The organism is Pleionea sp. CnH1-48 (assembly GCF_024124665.1).
Taxonomy (GTDB): Bacteria; Pseudomonadota; Gammaproteobacteria; order Enterobacterales; family Kangiellaceae; genus JAMXSB01.
Genome location: NZ_JAMXSB010000008.1, coordinates 65,154 through 91,338, shown reverse-complemented (window position 1 = coordinate 91,338; position 26,185 = coordinate 65,154). Strand labels below are relative to the sequence as shown.

Below are 26,185 nucleotides of genomic sequence, written 5' to 3'. Positions count from 1 at the left end.
TTATGTTAGCTATTTTAATGAGGTCTGATATAATTTCGCCCTTCTCATCATGGCGGATCTGGATTTATACCCGTCGCCTTTCAAGGAGCAGCGGTGTTGGCTGCGCGCACTCACCCCAATCACTTAGTAAAGCTAAGTTCGGGGATTCGCTTGCTGGCCGCTTATCTGCACCTTGAAATACTTTAGGTATATAATACAAAAGATCAGATTGGCTTATAAATCACTGAAATTTTTAGGTATCTCATGTCTCAACAAGCTGCTGAAGTCGCTAAGCGTAGAACCTTTGCGATAATATCCCACCCCGACGCCGGAAAGACCACCATGACCGAAAAGCTGTTGCTTTTGGGGGGGCAGATTCAGGAAGCCGGTACCGTAAAAGGACGCAAAGCTTCAAAGCATGCGACTTCTGACTGGATGGAACTCGAGAAACAGCGTGGTATCTCGGTAACTACCTCGGTCATGCAGTTTCCCTATAACGATAGAATCGTTAACTTGCTGGATACTCCCGGTCACGAAGATTTCTCGGAAGATACTTACCGTACTCTGACAGCAGTAGACTCTGCGGTGATGGTGATTGACAGCAGTAAAGGTGTTGAGCAACGAACGATTAAATTGATGGAAGTTTGTCGCTTGCGCGATACTCCTATCGTTACCTTTATGAATAAGCTGGACCGTGATATTCGTGATCCTATCGAGTTAATGGATGAAGTAGAAGACGTCCTGAAAATTGCCTGTGCGCCTGTTACCTGGCCTATTGGGATGGGTAAAGAATTCAAAGGTATTTATCACATATTACAAGATAAGATTTATCTTTATGAATCGGGTCTTGGTCATACTATTCAAGAAGAAAAAATCATTGAGGGTATTGATAGCCCAGAAGCGGAAGAACAACTGGGCGATTTTCTTGCTGATCTGAAAGATGAGTTAGAGTTGGTACTCGGAGCGAGCCACGAGTTTGAGCTTGAGGCGTTTTTAAAAGGTGAATTAACGCCTGTGTTCTTTGGTACTGCTTTAGGTAACTTTGGCATCACCCAGTTGCTAGATGGCTTTGTTGAGTGGGCACCTGCGCCACAGCCGCGCGCAACGCACACTCGAGATATTGAGGCATCGGAAGAAAAGTTCTCTGGATTTGTATTTAAAATTCAGGCCAATATGGACCCACAACACCGTGACCGTATTGCTTTTATGCGTATCTGTTCTGGCAGCTATAAAAAAGGCATGCGTATGCGTCATGTTCGATTAAAACGAGATGTACAGATATCAAACGCAGTGACCTTTTTGGCGGGTGATCGAAGTAACCTGGAAGAAGCATGGGCTGGCGATATTATTGGCTTGCACAATCACGGTAATTTGCAGATAGGTGATACCTTTTCGGTGGGCGAAGAGTTGAAGTTTACCGGGATCCCTAATTTTGCCCCTGAGCTGTTCCGACGCGTGCGTCTTAAAGATCCATTAAAAGGCAAAGCGTTGCAAAAAGGCCTCATACAGCTGTCCGAAGAGGGCGCAACTCAGGTTTTTCGTCCAATGAATAGCAATGATCTTATTCTGGGCGCTGTAGGTGTGCTACAGTTTGATGTAGTAGCGCATCGTCTTAAGACAGAGTACAACGTCGATTGTATTTACGAGCCTATCAATGTTGCTACGGCCCGTTGGGTTGGTTGTGATGATGAGAAGACGTTGGAAAAACTAAAAAATAAAGCGAGCGATAATTTGGCGCTTGATGGGGGCGATAACTTAACCTATTTGGCACCGTCGATGGTGAACTTGAATTTAACCAAAGAAAGGTTTCCCGACGTTGAGTTTTATGAGACTCGAGAACACTAGATATGACTGATCCAGACCATCAGTATCACTTATTTGATACTCATTGCCATCTCGACTTTCCTGAGTTTAATAGCGATCGCAAGAAGCTACTCAGTGTTGCCGAAGAGCATGGCTTATATGGTATGGTGGTTCCTGGTGTTAAACGCAATGGCTGGCGTTTTATTCGTCAGCTTTCAGCGTTGCATACTAACGTTCATTCTGCGTTAGGATTGCATCCTATGTTCATTGATGAGCATACCGAGCAGGATCTTCACGATCTTGAGCTGGCTCTGTCAGTTGGACCTTTAGCGGCTGTCGGTGAAATTGGATTGGATTATTACAATGGCCGTGACAATCAAACTCGACAAGAGAAGTTTTTTCATCAACAACTGCACATGGCAAAAGATTGTCACTTGCCCGTTATTTTGCATTCTCGCAAAGCCCATGAAGACGTACTGAAACAAATCCGTATGTTAAATTACACCGAAGGTGGGGTTGTGCACGCATTTAATGGTGATCTCAACCAAGCCAAGCGTTATTGCGATGCGGGTTTCAAATTAGGGGTCGGTGGCGCGATTACTTATCAACGCGCTGTTAAACTGAGAGCGATGGTCAAAGAGTTGCCTCTTGATAGCATTGTTTTAGAAACCGATGCGCCAGATATGCCCCCAGCGACATGTAAAACAAAGCGCAATACGCCTTTGCATATTTTTGATAATTTTCGAGCGCTGTGCGCGTTGCGAGAAGAACCTCCGTTGCAGATTGCCGAACAGTCAACGCACAATGCTTACAGTGCATTGAGAATTAAAAACAATCATGAGTGAGCACTTTCACAGTATTGTTTGTGGAATTGCGTTATAACAGCATGCCACTCCGAAGTGAGTGTTAAAAGTGATTGAGAGCTGTTTGGGTAAGCGCTAGAAGTAAATAATACCATTCCTCAATCAATCCGTTTTGGAGTCTACATAGTTTTCAGTAAGCTGTTTAATAAGCAAAGCTTACGATCATTTAAGGGCCAGTGCATGACTGCTGATCGACAAATCATTCCTATTAAGTTTCTAGAAAAAATGTTGGTTGACGGATTGATCGACAAAAAACAGTTTGAAACACTCCGAATTAAACTCCGGACCATGGGCGAAGGTAAGCACCCCATTGCTGGAGTTGCCTCTCTTAACTTAAAACATGCCAGCCAGCCTCACCAAACACTGACGGATGAGTTTTTAACCGAGTGGTTTGCTAACAAATGTGGCATGTCTTATGTTTTTATTGATCCGCTAAAAATTGATGTGGATTCCGTCACTTCTGTGATGTCCAAAGCCTTTGCTCAGCGCCATAAAATCATTGCCTATGATGTTAACGATACCACGGTCACTGTTGCGACAGCAGAACCTGGAGTGAAGGGCTGGATGAACGGCTTGCAACATGCGGTGCGCAAAGACATAAAGCGGGTGATGGCTAGTCCAGTGGCGATTGAGCGTTATCAGCGGGAATTTTATGCTTTGTCTCAATCCATTAAAGGGGCAAAGCAGGAGAATTATCAAGAGTCTAACGTTGGCAATCTGGAGTCTCTGATTGAGCTAGGCAATCTGGGAGAGGTAGATGCTAACGATCAGCACATCGTACAGATTGTTGACTGGCTATTACAGTATGCTTATTCTCAACGAGCCAGTGATATTCATATCGAGCCGCGTCGTGAACAAGGCATTGTTCGGTTTCGTATTGATGGGGTGTTGCATAAGGTTTATGAGTTACCAGCCAATATCACCAGTGCGGTATTAGCGCGTTTTAAAATACTAGGACGAATGGATGTTGCCGAAAGACGCAAACCGTTAGATGGACGTGTTAAAACACGTACTCCCGATAATTTAGAAATCGAACTACGTTTGTCTACATTACCTACTGCCTTTGGCGAAAAGCTGGTGGCGCGTATTTTTGACCCGGTGGTGTTGACGCGTGACTTCTCGCAGTTGGGTATTGATGGGAAGCTGCAACGACAATGGTTATCTATGGTTAGCCAGCCGAATGGGATTGTATTAGTAACAGGCCCAACGGGAAGTGGTAAAACAACCACCTTGTACGCGACTTTGCAATCCATTGCAAAACCCGAAGTGAATGTTTGTACCATTGAAGATCCTATCGAAATGGTAGACCCTAAGTTAAACCAAATGCAGGTTCATCATGATATTGACCTGAGCTTTGCAGCAGGTGTCAGAGCCTTATTACGTCAAGATCCTGATATCATTATGATTGGTGAGATCCGGGATAAAGAAACGGCTGATATGGCAGTTCAGGCCTCGTTAACGGGCCACTTGGTAATCTCTACCTTGCACACCAACGACGCCTCTTCGGCTGTGACTCGATTGATTGATCTGGGCGTTGAACCATTTTTGGTGAATGCGACGTTACTAGGTGTAATGGCTCAACGATTGGTGCGAACACTTTGCCCACACTGTAAGAAAACCACTCGAGTGGATGAGAAAATGTGGAAGTATCTGGTAACGCCTTATGCGCTTCCCGTTCCTAAAAAAGTGTGTGCTCCGGTAGGATGCAATGAATGTCGTCAAACGGGCTATTTAGGACGGCAGGGGATTTATGAATTTTTAACAGCAAATCCAGCCATGAAAAAACTGATTACTCGAAATTGTGATGTGGCTCCGATTCGAGATCAGGCTATCAGCGATGGTATGAATTTGCTGCGCGTCAGCGGTGCTATGAAAGTAGCAGAAGGCTTGACGACGATTGAAGAAGTATTGAGAGTGGCATCTCCAGAAATGGAATCCTAGGTGGCCCCGGTTACAAGACAAGAGGAAGAACCAATGAAATTAAACAATAATAAAAATGTACTGATAACATTAATGAGTTCGCTACTTATTATTTCATGTACAGCCAATGAACCACCTTCATACAATGATGGAGAAAAATTTTTACCAGAACCAGAGTTGATTGAAATCAGCGAGTTAACGGGCAATAAAAGTTGCCAAACGAATGCTGAGTGCAAATCGATAGGATTAGGTGCGCGCCCATGTGGTGGTCCAGATAAATACTTGATTTACTCACAGACAGCAACCGATGTAGATGCTCTTAAAGAGGTTGTTGCTCGATATAATAAGAGAAAGCGCCAAGGTAATGAAAAAAGCGGTGCTGTTGGTATTTGTGTTGTTGCTCCTAAGCCTTTAACAGAGTGCATACAAAACAGGTGTCAAAGTAGTGCAATAGCTAACTCGACTCACTAACTTCTATATAATGCCTCTCTGTTCGAGCATAAGAGAGGCATTTATTCACTACAGCGACTCTTTTGTATGATATGTTCGTAAGTCCTAAATAGCCCCATTACAAATACAATTCCCACGCCATCGGCAACCCAGTCAAGCCAACTAAAACTTCTGTTAGGAAGTTGATGTTGAACTATTTCGATCATTAGTCCAAGTAATAAAAGCGAGCCGAAAAGTTTCAAGGCCGAAATATTTATAAAAGCATTTTTGCACAGCCAGGTAACGCCTGCAAAAGCAATAAAATGATAAAGCTTATCGATATTTTCGATAGCCAGTGATGGGGCTGTTATTGGGGTGAGTGTGAGGTACAACAACAAAAGGATGGATAAAAACGCACCGAGTTTCCAAACTGTGTGTCCTTTCTGGGGGATAAAGTTCAGCATAGTCTTTCCCAAAAGATTTTTTTGATGCGGGCTATTAAGTTGAAGAGGGTTGCATTTTATGAGACTTGAGATGGTATCTCAAATGGATTTTGAAAGCTTGGGGATTATGCCAATGCAAACAATAAGTGGTAGTCATTGGTAGTGTAAAAGGCGTTGGTTTTATTTCGTTTAGTAAAGGCATAGATAACAATGTATTCATACCTTGTTTGTCGTTGTAGGTGATTCTAAAATTGATTGGATCTGAAGTCTTGAAGCTCACAGTGAGTTGTTGGTGTTTTTGCAGTAAAAAGCAACGTTTGTAGTTAAGCGATGAATCAATAGCAACACGCTTCTCTTTGTTTGTAGAATGCGCAGGAGTCGTTAGTGTTGAGCCTAACAATAGTAACGTTAAATAAGCAGGCACCGCTAAAAAATTTGTCATAGCACTATCAACTTTACTCATGAATAGTGAACCACCATAACACTAGACAAATTAGAGTATCGTTTGTTCAAAACTAACAAGAGATGATGACCGGTGCTATTGGTAACCTGCAGATAGTTGTTGAGGAATTGATTGCTCAAAGGTGTCGTTTAGTATTTTAAATTTGGAGTAGTGCTGAGCATCGTGTTCTTTATCGAGAATAAAGTTAATCAGCCGTAAACTTGATACGGAGTTATGTTCGGAAGTACTGGGGGCGGTATAAAGAATACTGAGCGTTAAGGTCGAAGCTTTATAGGAGCAGTTAATTTGAGTGACCTGAGGACAGTATTCGTCTTTGTCGGACAGATAGGTAATTTTTTCTTTGTCATCCGTTGTGAGTAAGTAAGGATGCTTTATCAACAAAAACTGAATGACCATGGCTTCAATATTAAGATCCCAGGCCGTTACATTTCTGTACTCGAGGTTGGTTTTAATCGCATTTACAAATTCATGAAACTTAACAGACATAAAGAGTTCTCCTATCACGAATTATTCAGTTTAGCGGCCTTAATCAAAATAGAAAGAGACTATTTCAGATTGAGAATCAAGGCTTCTAAACGTCATGTTTCAATATAAACGAACTTGATGAACGAAAGAAAATCTGCACCGGCTGATTTTTAGAATTTAATGTTCTTAAAATGTGCGGTGATGAATAAGACAAGCTATCTCTTTGATAATCCTATATAAAAAAACAGCCAGCTTAAGAGCTGGCTGTTCATTGGCTTAACTTAAAAAGTTAATTTTAAGGCTGCCATTCACCACTAAGGGTTACACCTGAGTAGCTGCGGTAGGCCCGGATACTGATATGGTAGGTATCAGCAGTAGGGTTGTTGAAGCTACAGGTTTCATTGTTACCGTTTTTATAAGGACGGCAATCATAGCTTGAAGTGGTTGGTCGAGAGCCACGACGCACATAAAGGTCGGCGTCACCACTTCCACCCGCAATGTTAACTGTAAAGTTAGACATTCCAGCTGGGATATCGACTGTGTAATGTTTCCACGAGTAGATTGAGCCAGACAGGTTAGCTTCGTTAAAGGAGCCGCCGTTACCGCCGCCTCCACCGCCGCCTTCAGTGAAGGAACCGGTTAAGCTGGTGTTAGAGAAGGAAGTATAACCACGAACCATGACATGGTAAGTACCCGCCTGAGCATTGCTAATGTTACAGGTTTCGTTATTACCATTCAGATAAGGACGACAATCATAGCTTGAAGTGGTTGGTTGAGAACCAAAACGTACGTACATATCGGCGTCACCAGAGCCTCCAGACATCTGGAAGTTCAGGCCAGTTGCACCAGCTGGAACGTCGAGAGTGTAGTACTGAAGCGAGCCTTGAGCACCAGAGATACCCGTTTTAGCTACGCCGTTGGTGAGCTCATTGCCACCTCCGCCGCCGCCACCGCCACCACCGCCGTCGCCGTCACAGCCATCAGCGAGGTAGTCGAATGCCGCTTTTGCGCGCACAATACCATAACCATATTGAGTATCACGTCCTACACTGCCACGGTCTTCTGCCGTTGCATTTAAAGCGTTACGGATTTGAGTCGCAGAACAGTCAGTGTAATGACTCCATACTAGCGCAGCCACACCAGCAACATGAGGTGTTGCCATTGAGGTTCCGCTGATAGTGTTATAACCACCGCCAGTCCAAGTTGATTGTACGCCAACACCCGGTGCTGCGATCTCTACTTGCGAGTTATACTGCGAGAAAGATGCGCGGTTTTTGTTGGAGTCTACAGCTGCTACTGACACAACGGAGTTGTAAGAAGCAGGATAAGACATGCTGCTGTTACCACCGTTACCCGCGGCCGCGATTGATAAAACACCTGCGCTTAGTGCGCTGTCAAAGGCGTTTTGCTCGGTTGTGCTTGAAGCACCTCCACCTAAGCTCATGCTGATTACATTGGCACCCGCTGCACGACATTGATTGATTGCAGCAACCAGATCTGAGCCATAACCCCAGTTTCCTGAATTATTAAATACCTTAATGATGTGCAAGCCTAATAAGCCGCTTGGATTAACGCCAACAACACCTTTGCTGTTACCGCCAACCGCAGCAATCGTACCTGCTACGTGTGTACCGTGACCATGGCCGTCTTCGTACCAGTTACCAGTGTCACTTCCTGAACCGTTGTTGTCGTCACCAGTGACACCGTTTGAAATAAGATCTTCGTGAGAACGATCATAACCAGTATCGGTGATACAGACTTTACGGTTACCAGTTAACGAGTCACTTACCTGATTCGCTTGAACCATAGTGATGCCATAAGGAGTACTTTCCGCGCTGATGCGACGAATAGGATCAACCTCAATTGACATGTTTGGTTGCTGCTCTAACGACTTCAACTGACGTTGAGTCATCATTACTGCTACAGATTTCTGCTCAGAAAGAAAACGCTTAATTTCACCAGCTCTGCCTTTTAAAAAACTACTGGCAGCCGCTTTATTGAAAACAGACACTCCCTGTGAATTTTTAGACATGAATTGCTGATCGTTATTAAAAGTAACGATATAACGCTTTTCAGCATATTCTGGTAATTGGATATTGCCATCGAAACCAATTTTGTTCAGTTCTGTTGGCGACTGCGCAAGTACAGCGGAAATTGATCCTGCGATTAAAGTCGTCATTAAAACTTTAGATCGGGTATTTACCATGAGATTTAACCTCATATCTTGTTAATTATTATATTGACTTTTTAATAGGTCCTACGAGCAATCACTTGCTCAATTGCAAAATTGAACATTCACTAAACAAAATCAATGGTAAAATTACCAAAAAATAGTATGTGGGTACTTACTATTTTTAGTGGGATATCACTTTTAAAGTATCTAAGTGTTTAAAAAAATTGAATTTTATGTGAAATATTCACATTTTTGAGATGGCGAGAGATGGGGGGAGGCATTTTCTGACAATTTAATATGCAATCTCCATGCGAGCTAATTTACTTTTAATTGAAAGTGGTTTTTATCTCATTTTGAATTTTAAGGGTTTCTAATTTAGTGATTTCTCATATTAAACAAGGGCTTAAATGTTGTCTAAAATATGTTCAATTTTTGAGGTTTAAAAACTATCTCTAAATGAGTAGTTGATAAGCTGTCTAAATCACTCGAATTAATAATGAAGGTTATTGAAATCTAATCAAAACAGAATTAGAAACTTTGATAATTTGGTCATGTTTTTAGTTTAATCATCTCTATTTTGGAATGGCAAAAGAGAAAGTCTTTTAAAAAATTGCATTATTTTCTAAAGATGGATTTTGCCAGGCCGATGAAACGATATGGCACCGATGATGAAGGAACAACCATCATGATAGAATCTTCTCCATTAAAAGGTCTTGTTCAAGACGGTTCACTGCTGACTCCACAAAATAAAGGGCGTATCGAACCTGGAAGTTTCAGCCAGCCGAGACAAGCCCCAAGTATAAAACCTGACTCTACATCCGGTTTTGAGGTGTTTAACAAAGCGCTCAATGATCGTATTTTGCAGCAAGCGGGTAGTCCTTTTGTTAGTAAGCCTTTTGACTCTCGATTTACATCACCATCCGCTGAACCTTTAAGCTCTGAGCAGGCTGCTAATAATATTCTGAACTTTATCCAAAGCCGTATTCAGGCTGATAAGGCGGCTGGAGCAACAGATGAAGAACTTAATCAGCGTTTAGATGAAGCGCTTGAAGGCTTTAACAAAGGATTTGAAGAAGCTCGAGGCATTATTGAATCCTTGGGATTATTGAATGATGAACTGTCTGCGCAGATTAATGATACCTATGACCGTGTGACCAACGGGATCGATGAATTACGTGACGATATAAATGGCACTCAAATCGCACCAACGGGCAGGCTGGGTATTGCCGAGTCTTATGAAGAAACTCAGTCGTTTGATTTAGAATTGGTGACTCAAGAAGGGGATATTGTTCAAATCTCATTTGCCGAGGCTTTCTCTTCACGCAGTGCTGCTTTTTATGAGAGTTCAGCGGACAAGACTGAGTTTGGCTATACCGAACAGGTTCGCTTTGAAAGCACTTTCGAGTTGTCAGTTCAGGGAGATCTTAATGAGGAAGAGCTGGAAGCTATCAATGCGGTATTGGCCGATGTTGAGAGTTTGGCTCAGGATTTTTATCAGGGCAATTTGGACGAAGCCTTTAATAAAGCGTTAGAGCTGGATATTAATCGTGATGAGTTAAAAAGCCTGGATCTGAATTTACAACAGACACAAACGTATCAGGCCATTGCTGCTTATGAGCAACAAAGTACAGGCAGTAACCGCCCTGCTATTGCAGATATTAATGCTTTGCTTGATCGAGTAGATAAGTTGTTCGACAACGCTGCGCAATTCAGGCAACCGCTAGAGTTGATCGATAATGTGGCGCAGGGTGTTGATGAATTATTGTTTCAAGGTCCTGCTGTGGAACAGGAGCTTTCTTTTGCCGATGCATTAACACAGTTGCTGCGTCAGTTTAGTCAGAATGAAGAAAGCGAGTAGATAAACAAAAGCCACCGATACTTTTAGTAACGGTGGCTTTTTATTGAGCGTTGATTAAGTCAACTACATATTGTCTAACTGAGCTTTTTGTTCTTCCAGTTTAGATAAAACGCCTTCTACTTCGGCCAGTTTTTCTTTCTCTTTGGCAACAACCGCTTCGGGTGCACGATCAACAAAGTTCGGGTTAGACAGTTTGCCAGCCAGGCGAGCTTTTTCTTTACCAATTTTATCCAGCTCTTTGGTTAAGCGTGCCTTTTCTGCTTCAACATCGATTAAGCCTGCCATTGGAATGAGTATTTCCATATCGCCAACCAGTGATGTGGCCGCCATAGGCAACTCATCGTCGGCTTCTGTCCACTGAATAGACTCAATCTTGGCAAGCGTTGACAAGAAAGTTTCGTTTTCTTGTAGGCGTCGTTTGTCTTCGGCATTACCGTTGTGTACTAACAAAGGCACTGTGGTTTTGGGAGAGATGTTCATTTCGCCACGAATGTTTCTCACGCCTTCTACGACCAGCTTAACCCATTCAAGATCGGCAACCGCCGCTGAGTCTACTCGAGACTCATCATAACTTGGGAAGCTCTGTGTCATGATCGTTGAGCCATCGTTACCTGCCAATGGAGCCAGACGTTGCCAAATTTCTTCTGTTAAGAAAGGCATCATTGGGTGCGCTAAGCGTAAGATGTTATCGAGTACGTTCACCAGTGTATGTCGAGTTCCGCGCTTGGCGGCGTCGCTGCTTGCGTCAGAGGATAAAACGGGTTTGGATAACTCGAGATACCAACCACAATATTCATTCCAGATAAAGTCATACAATGAGCTGGATGCCAAATCAAAACGGTATTCAGTGATATGTTTTTCGTAATCAGCGATAGCGGTTTGTAGTCGACCCCAGATCCAGCGATCTGCAAGAGCCAGTTCCATTTCGCCGCCGTTTTGTCCGCAATCTTCACCTTCTGTGTTGCTTAATACAAAGCGTGCAGCATTCCAGATTTTATTACAGAAGTTTCGATAGCCTTCTACGCGGCCCAGATCGAAATTAATATCACGGCTGGTTGAGGCTAGCGCACAGAAAGTAAAGCGCAAAGCGTCGGTGCCGTAAGATTCAATACCGTCAGCAAACTGCTTGCGCGTGCGCTTGGCAATTTTTTCTGCCTTCTGAGGCTGCATCATGCCGCCAGTGCGCTTTTCGACAAGTGACTCCAAATCGATACCGTCAATCAGATCGATAGGATCAAGCACGTTACCTTTAGACTTAGACATTTTCTCGCCGCTTTCGTCGCGGATAAGACCTGTAATGTAAACTTCTTTAAAGGGAACTTTGCCAGTGAACTTCAGCGTCATCATGATCATTCGGGCAACCCAGAAGAAAATGATGTCAAAGCCAGTGACAAGGACCGATGAAGGAACAAAGGTTTCTAGCTCTTTGGTTTCTTCTGGCCAGCCCAGTGTTGCAAATGGCCATAAAGCAGAAGAGAACCAGGTATCCAGTACGTCATTGTCTTGAGAAAGCTCAACACTCTCGTCCAGATTATATTTTTTGCGTACAGAGGCTTCGTCTTCGGCAACATAAACGTTACCTTCGGCATCGTACCAGGCTGGAATTCGGTGACCCCACCACAACTGACGGCTAATACACCAGTCTTGTAGGTTATACATCCACTGGAAGTAGGTTTTGCTCCAGTTTTCTGGCACAAATTTGATATCGCCTTGCTCTACTGCTTCGATAGCTGGTTTCGCCAGGGATTCAACGGCAACGTACCATTGATCCGTTAAGAAGGGCTCTACGACTTCGTTACTACGATCGCCACGTGGTACCTGTAATACGTGATCTTTAATGGAATCCAGTAAACCTTTTTGCTCGAAGTCTGCGATGATTTTTTTACGCGCATCAAAGCGATCCAGGCCAGGGTAGCCTTCAGGTAACCTGCCATCGAAATCTTCTAAAGTTTTGCCTTTATAGTCAAAAGCTTCTGCTGTTGTTCGAATAGAGGCGTCTTTAGAGAAAATATTGACCAAAGCAATGTTGTGACGTTTACCTACATCGTAATCATTGAAGTCATGTGCCGGCGTAATTTTTACACAGCCTGTTCCAAACTCCATATCCACGTAGTCGTCGGCAACGATAGGAATCTCGCGGTTAACAAGAGGTAGCATGACGGATTTGCCAACCAGCTCTTTGTAACGTTCGTCGGCTGGATTGACCGCAACGGCTGTATCACCCAACATGGTTTCTGGACGCGTTGTTGCAACTACAATGTAGTCTTTGCCGTCGGCTGTTTTGGCGCCGTTAGCCAGAGGATAGCGGAAATGCCACAAGAAGCCTTTCTCTTCGTGGTTTTCTACTTCCAGATCAGAAATCGCGGTGTGGAATTTAGGATCCCAGTTAACAAGGCGTTTGCCACGATAGATAATGTCTTCATCAAACAATCGTACAAAGACTTCTTTAACGGCATTGGAGCAATTGTCATCCATGGTAAAGGCTTCGCGACTCCAGTCGGTAGAGTTACCCAGGCGACGCATCTGCTGGGTAATGGTGCCACCTGATTGATGCTTCCACTCCCAGACTTTTTCAATAAACGCATCTCGACCCAAATCCTGACGCTTAATGTTTGCGGCAGCCAACTGGCGCTCTACCACCATCTGTGTGGCGATACCGGCATGGTCTGTTCCTGTTTGCCATAAGGTATTGTCACCTTTCATACGATGGTATCGAGTAAGCGTGTCCATGATGGTGTGTTGAAAAGCATGCCCCATGTGCAGGCTGCCGGTGACATTGGGTGGTGGTATTAGAATGCAATAAGGATTGCCTTCTCCTGATGGAGCGAAGTAATTATTCTTCTCCCAGTTGTCGTACCATTTTTGTTCAATGCTCTGCGGGTTATATGCTTTTTCCATTCTCTTTAGCTCTTAGTGCCGTCGGTGTTATTAGTTCTTCGCCAAGCCAAATGACAGACGAGTCCCCATGTTTATGTCCATCGTCTTTCAATGAACATAGAATACAAGTAGACCGCGTATTCTACGGTTTCCTGCGGCAGCTAGCCAGTGCTAATAGTGAACTATTTTACGTTGAGTTTGTGTTGAGAGAGCGCTGATGGTCTTAGGGATTGAGACGAGGGAAATGAGATTAAAGGTTCGCCAGCGGAGACTGGCGATATTATGAACGATTTTATCCCTGAAAGTGCTGTAGAGGGTAGCCTCGATCACGATAGTATTTAAAACGTTCTCTGGCTTTTGCTTTGGTGTCTTCGTCACCGTGGGCAAATTCGACAACCGTAGCAAATTGACCATGAAATCGTGGGATTTCATCAGACAGGTTAATCAGCACGTCCGGTCGGATTTCGGGTTCCTGTCCATAACCAATTTGGATCGGAGGGAGTAACCCCGAGGCTTCGCCACTGATTAAATGAGGCAAAAAGCTATTGGCTTCGTGAGTCCATAGCAGCTCATCCATGCGTTCAGCGGCACGTTGATCCTGAGTATGAACAAAAACACGCTTGTTGTCGTTGTAAACATTTTGAATAAGCTCTACAGCGCGACGAAAAGCCGCATGGGGCTTTTCGTCCTGTAGAATGTAAAACTCCACTTTCGTCATAAGATATGTCTTAAGCAGATTTACTTTGTGAGCGGTCAATCAGGTATTGGGTCAGTAATGGAACTGGACGTCCAGTAGACCCCTTAGCTTTGCCACTCTTCCAGGCTGTTCCTGCAACATCCAGGTGAGCCCAGTGATACTTCTTGGTATAACGAGCCAGGAAACATCCCGCGGTAATGGTGCCTGCAGGACGTCCACCGATATTAGCCATATCTGCGAAATTGGTGTTGAGTTGTTCCTGGTATTCGTCCCACAGTGGTAAGCGCCATGCGCGATCACCAGCTGCTTCGCCAGCATTAAGCAGATCGTGAGCCAGCGGGTTGTGAGTGCTTAAAAGACCTGAAGCATGAGCACCAAGGGCAATAACGCAAGCACCTGTCAGGGTTGCAACGTCAATCACAACATCTGGGTCGTATTTTTCTACGTAGGTTAGGGTGTCGCAAAGTACCAGACGACCTTCGGCATCGGTGTTTAGAATTTCTACGGTTTGTCCGCTCATGGTGGTGACTACATCACCTGGACGACAAGCGTTTCCGCTCGGCATATTTTCTGCGGCAGCTACTGCCATAACCAGGTTAATCGGCAAATCCAGTTGAGTTGCCGCAACGAAAGCACCGAAGACACCCGCAGAGCCACCCATGTCGAATTTCATTTCGTCCATGCCTTCGCTTGGCTTAATCGAAATACCGCCGCTATCAAAGGTCAGTCCCTTACCAACCAGTACGATAGGTTGTTGGTTCGGATCGGTGGCGCCTTTGTACTCCAGGCAGATCAGTTTGCCTGGTTGTGCGGAGCCTTGGCTGACAGCCAAGAACGCACCCATGCCCAACTCGCGCATATCCTCTTCTTCGAGAATATTGCAATCAATCTTGTCGTTTTCGGCAGCGATTTTTTCTGCTTGCTCGGCCAAGTAGGTGGGATGGCAGATGTTCGGTGGCATATTGCCCAGATCTTTTGCGAACTTTACACCTTCTGCAACGGCCAGCCCTGCGCTAATGGCCTGTTCTCCAAGAGTCAGATCGCGGCGGGTTGTCACATTAAAAATAAGTTTGCGCAGCGGACGTCGCGCGGTGTCGGTCTTGCTCTTTAATGTGTCAAAGGTATAAAGGCAATCTTGAGTCGCTTCAACAGCGTGTTTTACTTTCCAGTAAATATCGCGGCCTTTGACGTTGAGTTCGCTCAAAAAGCATACCGCTTCCATAGAACCCGTTTCGTTTAATGTGGTAATGGCTTTGGCCATTACTTTTTTGTATTGGCTATCACCAAAGTCGCGTTCTTTTCCACAGCCGATCAGCAGTACGCGATCACATAGGGTATTGGGGACATTGTGAAGCAATAATACCTGACCTAGTTTTCCTTCAAGATCGCCACGACGCAAGATATTACTGATGTAGCCTTCGCTGACTTCATCCAGCTGTTCGCCAACCTGGCTAAGCTTGCGTGGTTCAAAAACACCAATGACGATGCAGGCACTACGTTGCTTTTCAGGACTGCCGCTTTTTACACTAAACTCCATGCGAGTTCCTCTAATGTTTACTCGTGAAATAACTTAGAAGCACCTATTTTTTCATGTTATATTAGGTGCTTATTGAACGAATAACGTCTAAAAATACCGATTTTAGACCAAAACCAATGAAAGTTCACCAAAAGTATAAGTTTTATTAGTCTTTTCGACAATGCCTCTAAATTGCCCGGCTAGATAACAGGAGTGGGCTTGGTGAGGGCTGGTGTTTGGTCTTTTCGTGGTGGATTTAATGATATAGGGCAGTTTTCGTGCGACTAAGGCGATATCTTAACAAAGCAGTATTATCTTCTACTCTCTCTATCACATTTATCTTGATGTTGATTTTTTTGAGCCAACGCTTCGTCCGCTTTTTGGGGGATGCCGTTGAGGGCAAAATAGCATCGGATGTGTTGCTGTCATTGGTTGGTTTGCAAGTTCCTGCGCTGATTGGCTTTCTTTTACCTTTGGCGTTTTTTCTGGGGATTTTGTTGGCCTTTGGTCGTTTGTACGTTGATAACGAGCTGGTCGTAACCCGTAGCTTAGGCGTAGGCGATAAAATGCTGGCGCGCTTTATCGCACCGTCCATTATTGGCCTGGCACTGGTCGCATCGGTTTTAACGCTCTTTTTAACGCCCTGGTCGATTCAAACTCAGCAGCAATTGCTCTCGTTGCAAGATTCTGGTTCAGAATTAAGGTTGTTGGGAGCTGGACGTTTTCAGGAAACCGCCGACAAAAAAGGCATTATGTATGTGGCGGAAAATGGTGAAGACGGAGAGTTCAAGCAGGTCTTTTTTGCTCGTTTAGCGGATGAAGAAAAAGAATTACCCTGGGCGTTAGTTAGCGCGGAGCAGGGAAATTATTGGCAGGATGAAAAAACGGGTCAGCATTTTCTGGTGCTTAATAACGGGGTTTCTTATCAAATACCTGGGCAGGGTGGAGAATGGACGCTAACCGAGTTTGCTCGCTACTTTATGAATATCCCAGAGCAAGATAAAAGTCAGCGTCGTCTTAAAGTAAAAGCGGTCGCAACGACAACCTTGTTGCAAGAGCTGTCTGACGAGCATTGGGCCGAAATTCACTGGCGTTTGTCTGTTCCAATCAGTATTCCTTTGTTGGCATTGCTTGCGGTTCCTTTATCCAGAGTTCAACCGCGGCAGGGTAAGTTTGCTCGCATGCTTCCGGCGATTATCATTTATATGTCTTACGCCGTTCTGATGCTGGCAACTCGAGGTGCGATTGAAGATGGCAAGGTGCCTGGCGTTCTTGGTTTTTGGTGGATTCATGGTCTGCTGGCGGTATTCACTTTGTGGCAGTATCGCTCACAACATAAAAAGATAAAGAGGAAGAAGGTGGTGTCTGTGAAGGGAGAGGCTAATGAATAAGTTGTCTATTCTGGATAAGTACATCGCGCGAAATGTGATCACTAGTGTGACCTTTACTTTATTGATACTGGTTGGATTGAGAACCTTGTTTTCTTTGCTGGATGAAACGGGTGATCTCGGCAAGGGCAACTACGAATTTATTGATGCGACCTATTATGTGTTGTTGCTGATCCCAGCACGTATTTATGAGTTGTTTCCGATGTCGGTGTTGATTGGTGGGCTATCTGCGTTGGGTGTTATGTCAAGTCAGTCAGAACTAACGGTAATGCGCGCTATTGGCATTAAAACTCAAAGTATTGTTGGCAGTACACTTAAAGCGACCTTGGTGTTGATGTTTATCATCATTATTGTCGGAGAGTTTATTGCCCCAGTGGCTAGTCGAGAAGCTCAACAGTTGCGTGCGGCAGAAATCAGTGGCGGTCATATCACTCAGTCAAAAACTGGTGTTTGGGCTCGCAGTCAAAATGATATCTTGCATATTAAGCGCATTGTTTCCAGTGATGAATTAGTCGGTGTCACATTATTTCGACTCGATAACAAAGCCCGTTTGCTTGAGATGGTGTCAAGCCCAGAAGCCTTTTTTAATCAGCAAACCTGGGTGTTACAAAATGCTGTTAGTCGAAAGCCGGGTGAAACAGAAATTGAGCAACAGACTCACAGTGTGTACATGTGGGAGGGAGAGCTTGATCCACAGCATGTTGATGTGCTGACGGTAGAGCCTGAGATGTTGAATTTGGCTGGGTTGTTAGAGTATCAGGATTATCTGGAAAATAATCAGCTGGACGCTGGACGTTACCAACTGGCTTTTTGGCGTAAAGTTGCACAACCCATCGCATTGATTGTCATGATGGTGCTTGCCAGCTCATTTATTTTTGGCCCTATGCGTTCAGTCAGTATGGGCGCGCGTTTGATGTCTGGCATTGTCGTAGGTTTTGCATTCCATATTGCCAGCCAGTTTTTTGGTCCCATCAGTTTGGTTTATAACCTGCCTCCGTTTTTAGGGGCGATGATGCCATTATTACTATTTGGCGGCATTGCGATTTTTCTGCTGAAGCGGGCCAGCTAAATTGAAGTGAATGCTTATGGAGTAGCCAACGTGTCGTTGGCTAAATCAATGGCTTCTTTTCTTCGGCAGTTTTTTCCATCTTTGGCAGTTGGACAACGTAGGTGTCCATGATGACATCATGCCATCCTCGGTTTTCACCATCAAAAAACGCCCAGAGATTGGCAATGCCACCGCATGATAGTAAGCCTCGCAAGAAGGCGTCTTTCCAGCTGAGTAATTGACCGTCTGCTCGTACTAACTTAATGCGCCAGGTTCTGTGGCCGACGGTTTGCCCCGCTTTTTGCCAACACCATAGGTAGTAGTAGCTAACGCTGCCTGCAAGATAGAGTATCCATAGTGGATGATTTCTCAAAGCGACAGAGACGTCGTGAAAAGCAACGCCGAATAAATGACCAATCAGGCTAGTGATGGCTAAACCCACAATCATAAATAATACCAATACGCCAAATGCTGGTAATAGGTCATAAACCCACGCAAAGAGACGTTTCCAGGGGCTGGCAGGTGAAACTTGAAGCTTATTAGAGGGTGTTGTCATGAAGTTAGTTGAGTCGCAAAAAAGAATCAGCGTTTTAGTGTATCAAAACGAGCCATTTTCAACCAGAGCGTGGTACAATTCGCGTCATTTCGATAGATAGGTAGGGAAACTACTGGTTAAGCATAAGAAACGATGTTTTTTTAGCCAGTAATGATGTTCTTCTACTTATTACTTAATATCAGCCAGATTTAGGAAGAGAGTATGGCTCACAATAGAAAAGTTTCCGTTGTTGGACTAGGTTATGTTGGATTGCCCGTGGCAGTGGCTTTTGGCAGATCTCAGCAGGTAATTGGCTTCGATGTAAATCAGGAGCGCATTGAAGAGTTAAAAACAGGTCATGATCGCACCTTAGAAGTTGAGTCGAGTGAGCTGAAAGAGGCGGATATCTTATTCTCTTGTCATGCAGAGGATTTGCGTAAGGCGGATTTTCATATTGTTGCTGTACCAACGCCTATCAATGAGGCTCGTCAGCCCGATTTGCGCCCAATGTTAGCGGCTTCTAAAACCGTTGGTGGACAACTGAAGAAAGGAGACATTGTTGTTTTTGAATCGACAGTGTATCCCGGTGCAACTGAAGAAGATTGTGTGCCTATTTTAGAACGTGAATCGGGCCTTAAGTGTGGTGTTGACTTTACCGTAGGTTACTCTCCTGAGCGAATCAATCCTGGTGATAAAGAGCACACCTTTACCAAAATTACCAAAGTCGTATCTGGGATGGATGCAGAGACCTTGGAGATTGTTGCTGATGTCTATTCCAGTGTTGTGACGGCCGGTGTTCATAAGGCGACAACGATCAAAGTGGCAGAAGCCGCTAAAGTGATCGAAAACACTCAGCGAGATCTGAACATTTCTTTGATGAATGAGCTGGCGATTATCTTTGGGCGTATGGATATTGATACGTTAGATGTGTTGGAAGCAGCAGGAACCAAATGGAATTTCTTACCTTTCCGTCCTGGACTGGTTGGTGGACATTGTATCGGTGTCGATCCTTACTACTTAACCCATAAAGCTGAGCTTGTGGGTCATCACCCCGAAGTTATTTTGTCTGGGCGTAGAATCAATGATGGCATGGGTGCTCATATTGCACAGTCAGGAATTAAAAAGTTAATTCTTGATGGCAAAGACATTAACTCTGCCCGTATTGCTGTATTAGGACTTACTTTTAAAGAAGATTGTCCTGACTTAAGAAATTCAAAAGTTATCGATATTATCCATGAGTTGCAGACTTATGGTATTCAGCCTTTGGTGCATGATCCTATGGCTGACAGCGCGGAAGCGAAAGAAGAGTATGGCGTTGAGCTCGTTAATGACGAACAGTTAAAAAATATTGATTTGGCTTTCGTTGCCGTTGCTCATAAAGAGTATCGTGAGTTATCAATGCAAAGTATTAAAAACATGATGGCTGAGACCGGTCATGTTTATGATGTGAAGGGTGTCTTCAGTCGTGAACATTTTGCTGAAACAGCATTAAAATTATGGCGTTTGTAAGAAAAGCATAAGCGAAGGGTTATTCGATGAAAGTTTTAGTTACTGGTGCTGCCGGCTTTATTGGTTCTAATGTAAGTCAGTATTTGTTAAGTCGTGGCGACGAGGTTGTTGGTCTCGATAATATTAATGATTACTACGACGTTCGCTTGAAAGAAGCTCGTCTTGAACGCTTGCAAAAAAATGAACGCTTTTCTTTTGTGAAAATGGATGTTGCCGATAAAGACGGTATGGCAGAGCTATTTAAGAAAGAAGGCTTTGATAACGTTATTCATTTAGCAGCGCAAGCGGGTGTTCGCTACTCATTGGAAAATCCCCATGTGTATATGGAATCCAATATCATTGGAACACTGAATATCCTTGAGGGATGCCGCCACAATAATGTGAATCATCTGGTGTATGCTTCATCGAGTTCGGTGTATGGCGCTAATACCTTACAGCCGTTTTCTGAGCATCATAATGTTGATCATCCTGTCTCATTGTACGCTGCCAGTAAAAAGTCTAATGAGCTGATGGCCCATAGCTACTCTCATTTATATGGTATGAAAACCACGGGGCTGCGCTTCTTCACTGTGTATGGTCCCTGGGGACGTCCCGATATGGCCTTGTTCTTGTTTACCAAGGGAATCATCGAAGGCACGCCTATCGATATTTTCAACAATGGCGATATGATCCGAGATTTCACTTACGTCGATGATATTGTTGAAGGTGTCGTACGTTCTATGGATAATCCTCCTGGAGCAAATCCAGAATGGAGTGGTGATAAACCCGATCCTGCGACTAGCTACTGTAACTATCGCGTATTCAATATCGGCAACAACAACCCGGTTAAATTGATGGATTTTGTTGAAGCCATTGAAGAAGCCGTTGGTAAAAAAGCGATCAAAAACTTGATGCCGATGCAGGCGGGTGATGTACCTTCAACTTGCGCCGATGTATCTGAGCTAGAAAGCGTGACGGGCTTTAGACCGAATACTTCTGTTAAAGAAGGAATTGCGCGCTTTGTGAGCTGGTATCGCGAGTTTTACCAGGTGTAATAAATAAGAAAAAAGTCGTTAAGTAGGTGTTGCATTTAGGTGAGTTATCATTATAATGAGCGCCTCATCTGACGATGAAGCCAGAGTGGTGGAATTGGTAGACACAGGGGATTCAAAATCCCCCGCCTTTGCGGGTGTGACGGTTCGAGTCCGTCCTCTGGTACCAATTTTCTAAAAGGCCCATAACGCAAGTTATGGGCCTTTTTTTATGCTTATAAGTTTGTTTTGTTTATGGCCCTATAAGAGATTCATTGAGAATCCTTGCCTCTGTGTAAAACCTCTGTCTTAGTTGCATCTTAAAATGGAATTTGTGGTTGGTGTCTTAGTGTTACTACATGAGTTTTACTTCTTAACCCTAATGACAACACTGTAAGTATCATCGCGTTTTTCGGTCTCTATGCTCCAGGACATTTCTTCAACTATGCGTTTTACTAAATAATGCCCATGTCCTAACCCTTGATAAAAAGGTTTTGTTTGTTGGCCATCCAGAGCGTTTTCAAAAGATATAAGATTGCCTTCTGCTTTGATAACCATCGTTGAACTGTTGCTATGATAAAATGCATTATTGATTAGGTTTTGACATAAAAGACTGATCAAATGCTTGCTTCCCATCACATAGAAATGATCATCAACACGGATATCCAGATCAAACTTCACCTCAGGATGAATGCTATAAATTTTTAGCAGACACTTTTCTAAGATGGGTGTTAACTTGATTTTGCTAAAGTTAAGGTTCTCTTGTCTAGCGAGAGCTAGAAGCACATCAACGGTTTGCTCCAATTCATTTGATGCATGTTCAATGAGTTCTACTTCTGCCGTTTTCAGCGGCTGCTGGCGACTTAGCTGGATAGTGTTTTTTATAAGAGTCATTGGCGTTCTCAGCTCATGACTGACATCGCGGGTGAACTCTTGCTCTCGTTCTAGAAGCGAGGAGATTTTTTGCAAAGCGGACTCAAAAGAACGACTGAGTATGCCAATTTCATCGCGGCGTTCCGTGGGCAACGAAGGCCGGGCTTCACCGAATTTATATTGTTCAATTTTGTGACTCAACTGTTGTAGTGGTTTGGCACTGCGATTAGATAAAAACCAGGCTGAGAGTAGAGACAATATGAGCACAAGACTGGATATCACCAATAAAAAGCTCCAAATCATCTTGTTTAGTGTAGAAAGACCTTCTAACTTAGATGCGTTCAAAGTTATGTAAAATTGTTTTCCTTCAGGTGTAGCAAAAACTTCAATATGATAATTATCTCCATGAACGTAAAATTCTTTTTCGTATGGATTGTCCTGGAAACCTTGTAACACTTCGGCAGGCAATGCAGACTTAGATAAATAAGTTTGCATATAATCCGCTCGGGCTGGTTTTAATTCGTTGCTCTTGCTGTATTCTCGCAAAATATACTCTGCTTCGGTCGCAAGTAAATGTCTGAGGACTTCATCTTCGGTCACTGCTGCAAACAGCCAGGTCACACCAGTGAATAAAAGGCATATAAATGCAGCGAGACTGCCAAAGGTGATAAATAAGCGGTATTTTATCGTATTAATCATCTAACTTAATCAGTTTGTAGCCAATGTTGCTGATCGTTAGTATCAGTGACTGCTGTGCAACTTGTTGTGTTGCTTTGCGTAATTCATATATATGTGTTTTTAGGGAGTTACTCTCAGGTGGCTCGTCTCCCCATAACAGCTGTAGCAGTTCAGAGCGACTTACTGGATAAGGATATTCATCCAACAGCTTTGACAAAATAACAAAGCTTGTTTTGGTGGTTTTTATGGGTTGCCCATCCCACTCTACCTTAATTGCTTTTTTATCCAATCGCAGCTTACCTCGTTGTACGATAGAGTCTTGATGCAACATAGGCCGTCTTTTCATTGCTTCGCATCTAAGTGCCAACTCGCGTAAATCAAAGGGCTTTGTTAAATAGTCATCCGCGCCTTTGCCAAACCCGTTTGCTTTATCTTGAAATGCATCTCGTGCTGTCAACATAAGAATCGGGGTATTTGAAGTATCTTGCCGCTTGATTTGTTCGCACACGTCTAGCCCATCAATGTCAGGTAAGTTTAAATCTAAGATGATGACGTCAAAATTATTCGCTAACGCTAAATCAACGCCAAGTTTTCCTGTGGCTGCAAAATCCAGCTCCCAACCGTGAGCTTCAAGGAAAGTACTTATTTGTGAGGCAATGGCGTGATTATCTTCAACTAACAAAATGTTCATAGAACCTCTAGCTAGATTTAACAATAAGTAGCGCTGATATTATCAAATGAAAGGTCATTTTAGGGTAAACCCTTTTTCTTTACCCTAAATTGACCATGCTTATTGGATACTGGCATAAATCCGCAAATATGGAAATGATTATGAAACAAATAATCTTAACCTTAATCGCTATTATGACCCTAAGTAGTTGTTCTGTAGTCAACTATATGCGTATGAAGAATGCAAACAATGGCATTGAACCGATACTACCGACATCAGATAGTCGTCATTTTGAACAAAGTATGCAAGCGTTTTACATAGGAGAAAAACCTTACATTCAAGTAAAAATAAACGGAAAAGAGGAGCTTCTTTTTCTTATTGATACTGGCGCTTCATTTACTATACTATTTGACACAGAAAAGGTCTCTAAACTGCAACTTGAGCGAGGTTTCTCTCTCGAAATTGGTGGGTGGGGAGAGGGTGAGAGTTCACCGGCATATCAGACGCTGCTCAAATCAGTTTCTTTTGGTGGCGTGGGTTTTGAAGATGTAAAAGTAGCTTATATTCCTATTTCTACGACTCAGTATTACCTAACTCCCGACGAAGCTATCTATGATGGTGTGCTTGGGCATGACTTGTTAAGACACTTCAATTGGATGTTCGATAAAGAAGCCAGCAAAATAAGTATCGCTAACGCTTCTTTTTCATCGAACTCTAATGATGTGAAGATACCTTTTGATGTTTCTTTCTCAAAACTTAAAATGCCTGTAACAATGCACATTGGCGGAAGAGATTTTGAACAGCAGGTTTCTATAGATACAGGTAGTCGCCATTATTTTAAATTCAATACTGAATACGTTAAGAACCGTGATATTCAACTTCCTGATGTTGCGATTCAAGCTTCAGACTTTGGTCTTAGCGGAGAAGCCAAACACATGCGAATAAGGTTACCCGGTTTAAGTTTGGGTAACTTGAGATTAGAGGGGGTTAAAACTAATGTTATCAAGGCGGATGATGAGGATGATTATTGGGTCATAGGCAGCGCGTTGATGAACCAGTTTATTACTATCATTGATTACCAAAACAATATTATGACCTTTCGACCTTACGAGAAAGTTTCATTTTCTTCTCGATATAATCTTGCCGGACTAGACTTGCGTAAATTAAAAAATGACATGCTGGTAGTTCGTCAGGTTTATCCGGATTTGATTGCGAACCAACAGGGTTTTAAAGTTGGCTCGGTCATCACTTCTATCAATAAGGTGGATGCTCGTGAAATCACAGAGCAAGAATGGTTGGAAATGGTTTCTATACCAAACACATTTGAGTTTTGTTTTAAGCATCTACCCTGCACTAGCATTACCACAAAACATATTGAAGGCTACTCGACTAACTCGCAGATAAAAAGATGAAAGGATGAGGACCCTAAGAGCTAATTGTGCCTGGCTCACGGGAAGAACTCTGATGCTTGCTGGAGTTTAATTCTCCACCCTATGGGAGTGGAGCATTAAGATAAATTGGTTTTGAGTTATCTATTGATAATTAAATGCCTTGAGAGTGATTGCCTTTATATGAGAAGTATTATGAAGCCATTTAAATTACTTATTGTTTTGATATTAAGCTGTTTCTATATGATGGCTTATTCGGAAGATTATTTGAATACCATGCTACAACCAGAGCAAGTAGCTGAGGACCTCAATCAATGGATACAGTTTTTGGATAAAACTCATCCTCAACTTTCGTACACCGTGGATAATGTCGAAGCTTTCTATGGCGACGTAGAAAAACTTAAGTCAAGTATTACTCAGCCTATTTCTGTATTGGAGTTTTGGCGGTTAGTCTCTTCATTTAATCGAGCGTTAAATGATGGCCATACAGTGATCAACTTACCAAAGCTAAGGGAGTTAGCTAACCAACATGTGAGAAGTGGTGGTGGTCTGTTTCCCTACCAAGTGGTTTTCAGTAACAACAGGCTGTTTATCCGCTCTGAGCTTCATGGAAAACCAACGAAGTTTAAAGGGTATGAAATCACCAAGATTAATGGGCAGAACATCCGTGATTTTGTGGAGCCTCTGCTAGAGCGAACTAATGGTGATAGTAAAAGATTCAGGAAAGCTTTATTACAAAGGCGTTTTGCCACGTACATTTGGCTATATTATGGAAACATCAAAACTTTCGATCTGGTGATGAGAAAGTGCGGAGAAGAACAAAAAGTAACGGTTGTTGCGAGTCGAGAAGCATTCGCTCAGGATAAGACATTCTCTGATAACTTTAAATTCGAAATGCTGGATACTAGTAATGCATTGTTAACGATAAATACTTTCAGTTGGGGCGAAGATTATGCAGATGTTATTGAATTTTTGCATTTATCATTCTCCAAGATAGCGAAAAGCAACATACAGCACCTTATCATCGATATACGAGAGAATGGCGGTGGCGATGATAAAATTTGGATTGACGGTATCTTACCTTATATTGCAGATAAAAAATGGAGAACAGGCAGCCACTATAAAGTTAAGGTTATAGAAGGTCGAGCTCGTGAAGGGCAATCTGTCGGTGACGTTATTGAGGGGCAGAATAGCTTTAAAGAAGTTAATTCGGATGTCACTGAGTTTAAGGGAGATGTGTCTGTTTTGATCAGTGACTTTACTTATTCATCGGCAATACTGTTTGCGAATGTTATTCAAGATCATGGCTTTGGACTGTTGGTTGGAGAAGCAACCGGTGGAAAAAGTGGGCAAACAGGGGGGACGCAAGCAACCAGCCTTAAATATTCAAAGTTAAGAGTAATAAGCCCGCGTTTCTACCTCGAAAGACCGAAAGGTGGGAGCAATAACAAATCTGTTAAGCCGGACATTATCATCGACTATGATAAAAATGAGCCCTTTCAATTGGTTAGTGAACTCATCAAACATCGCAGCTTAAATATCAAATCATCTAAATGGCAGACTAAGTAAGAGATTGATTTGTGATGACCGCATTTGCTCA

Annotated in this window: 21 protein-coding genes and 1 tRNA gene; 12 read left to right on the top strand and 10 right to left on the bottom strand. The window is 43.2% G+C overall.

Features of this window, described 5'->3' with window-relative positions; all coding sequences use genetic code 11:
- The first annotated feature begins 243 nt into the window (after window positions 1-243).
- The 4 genes from prfC to NH399_RS13765 all read left to right on the top strand — a co-directional run bounded on the left by prfC (window position 244) and on the right by NH399_RS13765 (window position 5,036).
- Window positions 244-1,824: a peptide chain release factor 3 gene (prfC, locus tag NH399_RS13780; protein ID WP_253041019.1), complete on the top strand. Its 1,581-nt coding sequence runs from the start codon at window positions 244-246 to the stop codon at window positions 1,822-1,824.
- Window positions 1,825-1,826: 2 nt separating this feature from the next.
- The gene (locus tag NH399_RS13775) at window positions 1,827-2,627 is read left to right on the top strand and encodes a TatD family hydrolase (RefSeq protein ID WP_253041017.1); all 801 of its coding nucleotides are present in this window, start codon (window positions 1,827-1,829) and stop codon (window positions 2,625-2,627) included.
- 198 nt (window positions 2,628-2,825) lie between these two features.
- Window positions 2,826-4,586 (top strand): GspE/PulE family protein, encoded by a 1,761-nt coding sequence (locus NH399_RS13770; protein WP_253041015.1) that lies wholly within the window; start codon window positions 2,826-2,828, stop codon window positions 4,584-4,586.
- A gap of 33 nt (window positions 4,587-4,619) precedes the next feature.
- Window positions 4,620-5,036, top strand: coding sequence for a hypothetical protein (locus NH399_RS13765; protein ID WP_253041013.1), 417 nt, complete (start codon window positions 4,620-4,622; stop codon window positions 5,034-5,036).
- Between the two features lie 41 nt (window positions 5,037-5,077).
- Here NH399_RS13765 and NH399_RS13760 read toward each other — a convergent pair whose 3' ends face one another.
- The 4 genes from NH399_RS13760 to NH399_RS13745 all read right to left on the bottom strand — a co-directional run bounded on the left by NH399_RS13760 (window position 5,078) and on the right by NH399_RS13745 (window position 8,571).
- Window positions 5,078-5,458 (bottom strand): VanZ family protein, encoded by a 381-nt coding sequence (locus NH399_RS13760; RefSeq protein ID WP_253041011.1) that lies wholly within the window; start codon window positions 5,456-5,458, stop codon window positions 5,078-5,080.
- 34 nt (window positions 5,459-5,492) lie between these two features.
- Entirely contained in the window at window positions 5,493-5,900 is a 408-nt protein-coding gene (locus NH399_RS13755; protein WP_253041009.1) for a hypothetical protein, read from the bottom strand.
- Window positions 5,901-5,975: 75 nt separating this feature from the next.
- A complete protein-coding gene (locus NH399_RS13750; protein WP_253041007.1) occupies window positions 5,976-6,386 on the bottom strand; it encodes a hypothetical protein in 411 nt (136 codons plus the stop codon).
- A gap of 274 nt (window positions 6,387-6,660) precedes the next feature.
- Window positions 6,661-8,571, bottom strand: coding sequence for a S8 family serine peptidase (locus tag NH399_RS13745; protein ID WP_253041005.1), 1,911 nt, complete (start codon window positions 8,569-8,571; stop codon window positions 6,661-6,663).
- A gap of 613 nt (window positions 8,572-9,184) precedes the next feature.
- Between NH399_RS13745 and NH399_RS13740 the strand changes: the two genes are divergently transcribed.
- Window positions 9,185-10,396 carry a DUF5610 domain-containing protein gene (locus NH399_RS13740; RefSeq protein WP_253041003.1) on the top strand — a complete coding sequence of 404 codons (1,212 nt, stop codon included), beginning with the start codon at window positions 9,185-9,187 and terminating at the stop codon, window positions 10,394-10,396.
- Between the two features lie 63 nt (window positions 10,397-10,459).
- Here NH399_RS13740 and NH399_RS13735 read toward each other — a convergent pair whose 3' ends face one another.
- The 3 genes from NH399_RS13735 to pepA all read right to left on the bottom strand — a co-directional run bounded on the left by NH399_RS13735 (window position 10,460) and on the right by pepA (window position 15,507).
- Window positions 10,460-13,294: a valine--tRNA ligase gene (locus tag NH399_RS13735; protein ID WP_253041001.1), complete on the bottom strand. Its 2,835-nt coding sequence runs from the start codon at window positions 13,292-13,294 to the stop codon at window positions 10,460-10,462.
- 271 nt (window positions 13,295-13,565) lie between these two features.
- A complete protein-coding gene (locus NH399_RS13730; RefSeq protein ID WP_253040999.1) occupies window positions 13,566-13,991 on the bottom strand; it encodes a DNA polymerase III subunit chi in 426 nt (141 codons plus the stop codon).
- 10 nt (window positions 13,992-14,001) lie between these two features.
- Window positions 14,002-15,507 carry a leucyl aminopeptidase gene (gene pepA, locus NH399_RS13725; protein ID WP_253040997.1) on the bottom strand — a complete coding sequence of 502 codons (1,506 nt, stop codon included), beginning with the start codon at window positions 15,505-15,507 and terminating at the stop codon, window positions 14,002-14,004.
- Between the two features lie 257 nt (window positions 15,508-15,764).
- Between pepA and lptF the strand changes: the two genes are divergently transcribed.
- Entirely contained in the window at window positions 15,765-16,877 is a 1,113-nt protein-coding gene (gene lptF / locus NH399_RS13720; RefSeq protein ID WP_253040995.1) for an LPS export ABC transporter permease LptF, read from the top strand.
- Window positions 16,870-17,943: an LPS export ABC transporter permease LptG gene (gene lptG, locus NH399_RS13715; RefSeq protein ID WP_253040993.1), complete on the top strand. Its 1,074-nt coding sequence runs from the start codon at window positions 16,870-16,872 to the stop codon at window positions 17,941-17,943. The genes lptF and lptG overlap by 8 nt, the downstream gene beginning before the upstream one ends.
- Window positions 17,944-17,983: 40 nt before the next feature.
- Here lptG and NH399_RS13710 read toward each other — a convergent pair whose 3' ends face one another.
- A complete protein-coding gene (locus tag NH399_RS13710) occupies window positions 17,984-18,478 on the bottom strand; it encodes an RDD family protein (protein WP_253040991.1) in 495 nt (164 codons plus the stop codon).
- Window positions 18,479-18,679: 201 nt separating this feature from the next.
- On the opposite strand from NH399_RS13710, the gene NH399_RS13705 reads away from it, so the two are divergent.
- The 3 genes from NH399_RS13705 to NH399_RS13695 all read left to right on the top strand — a co-directional run bounded on the left by NH399_RS13705 (window position 18,680) and on the right by NH399_RS13695 (window position 21,166).
- Window positions 18,680-19,966, top strand: a complete 1,287-nt coding sequence (locus NH399_RS13705; protein WP_253040989.1) for a nucleotide sugar dehydrogenase — start codon at window positions 18,680-18,682, stop codon at window positions 19,964-19,966.
- 26 nt (window positions 19,967-19,992) lie between these two features.
- Window positions 19,993-21,000, top strand: coding sequence for an NAD-dependent epimerase (locus NH399_RS13700; protein WP_253040987.1), 1,008 nt, complete (start codon window positions 19,993-19,995; stop codon window positions 20,998-21,000).
- 79 nt (window positions 21,001-21,079) lie between these two features.
- A tRNA-Leu gene (locus NH399_RS13695) sits at window positions 21,080-21,166 on the top strand.
- Window positions 21,167-21,342: 176 nt separating this feature from the next.
- On the opposite strand, the gene NH399_RS13690 is transcribed toward NH399_RS13695, so the two are convergent.
- On the bottom strand, window positions 21,343-22,548 hold the full coding sequence (locus NH399_RS13690; protein WP_253040985.1) for a HAMP domain-containing sensor histidine kinase: 1,206 nt from the start codon (window positions 22,546-22,548) through the stop codon (window positions 21,343-21,345).
- Window positions 22,541-23,218, bottom strand: coding sequence for a response regulator transcription factor (locus tag NH399_RS13685; protein WP_253040983.1), 678 nt, complete (start codon window positions 23,216-23,218; stop codon window positions 22,541-22,543). Before NH399_RS13685 ends, NH399_RS13690 begins: the two co-directional genes overlap by 8 nt.
- Window positions 23,219-23,358: 140 nt before the next feature.
- Between NH399_RS13685 and NH399_RS13680 the strand changes: the two genes are divergently transcribed.
- Window positions 23,359-24,609: an aspartyl protease family protein gene (locus NH399_RS13680; RefSeq protein WP_253040981.1), complete on the top strand. Its 1,251-nt coding sequence runs from the start codon at window positions 23,359-23,361 to the stop codon at window positions 24,607-24,609.
- 171 nt (window positions 24,610-24,780) lie between these two features.
- The gene (locus tag NH399_RS13675; RefSeq protein ID WP_253040980.1) at window positions 24,781-26,154 is read left to right on the top strand and encodes a S41 family peptidase; all 1,374 of its coding nucleotides are present in this window, start codon (window positions 24,781-24,783) and stop codon (window positions 26,152-26,154) included.
- Window positions 26,155-26,185 lie beyond the last annotated feature (31 nt).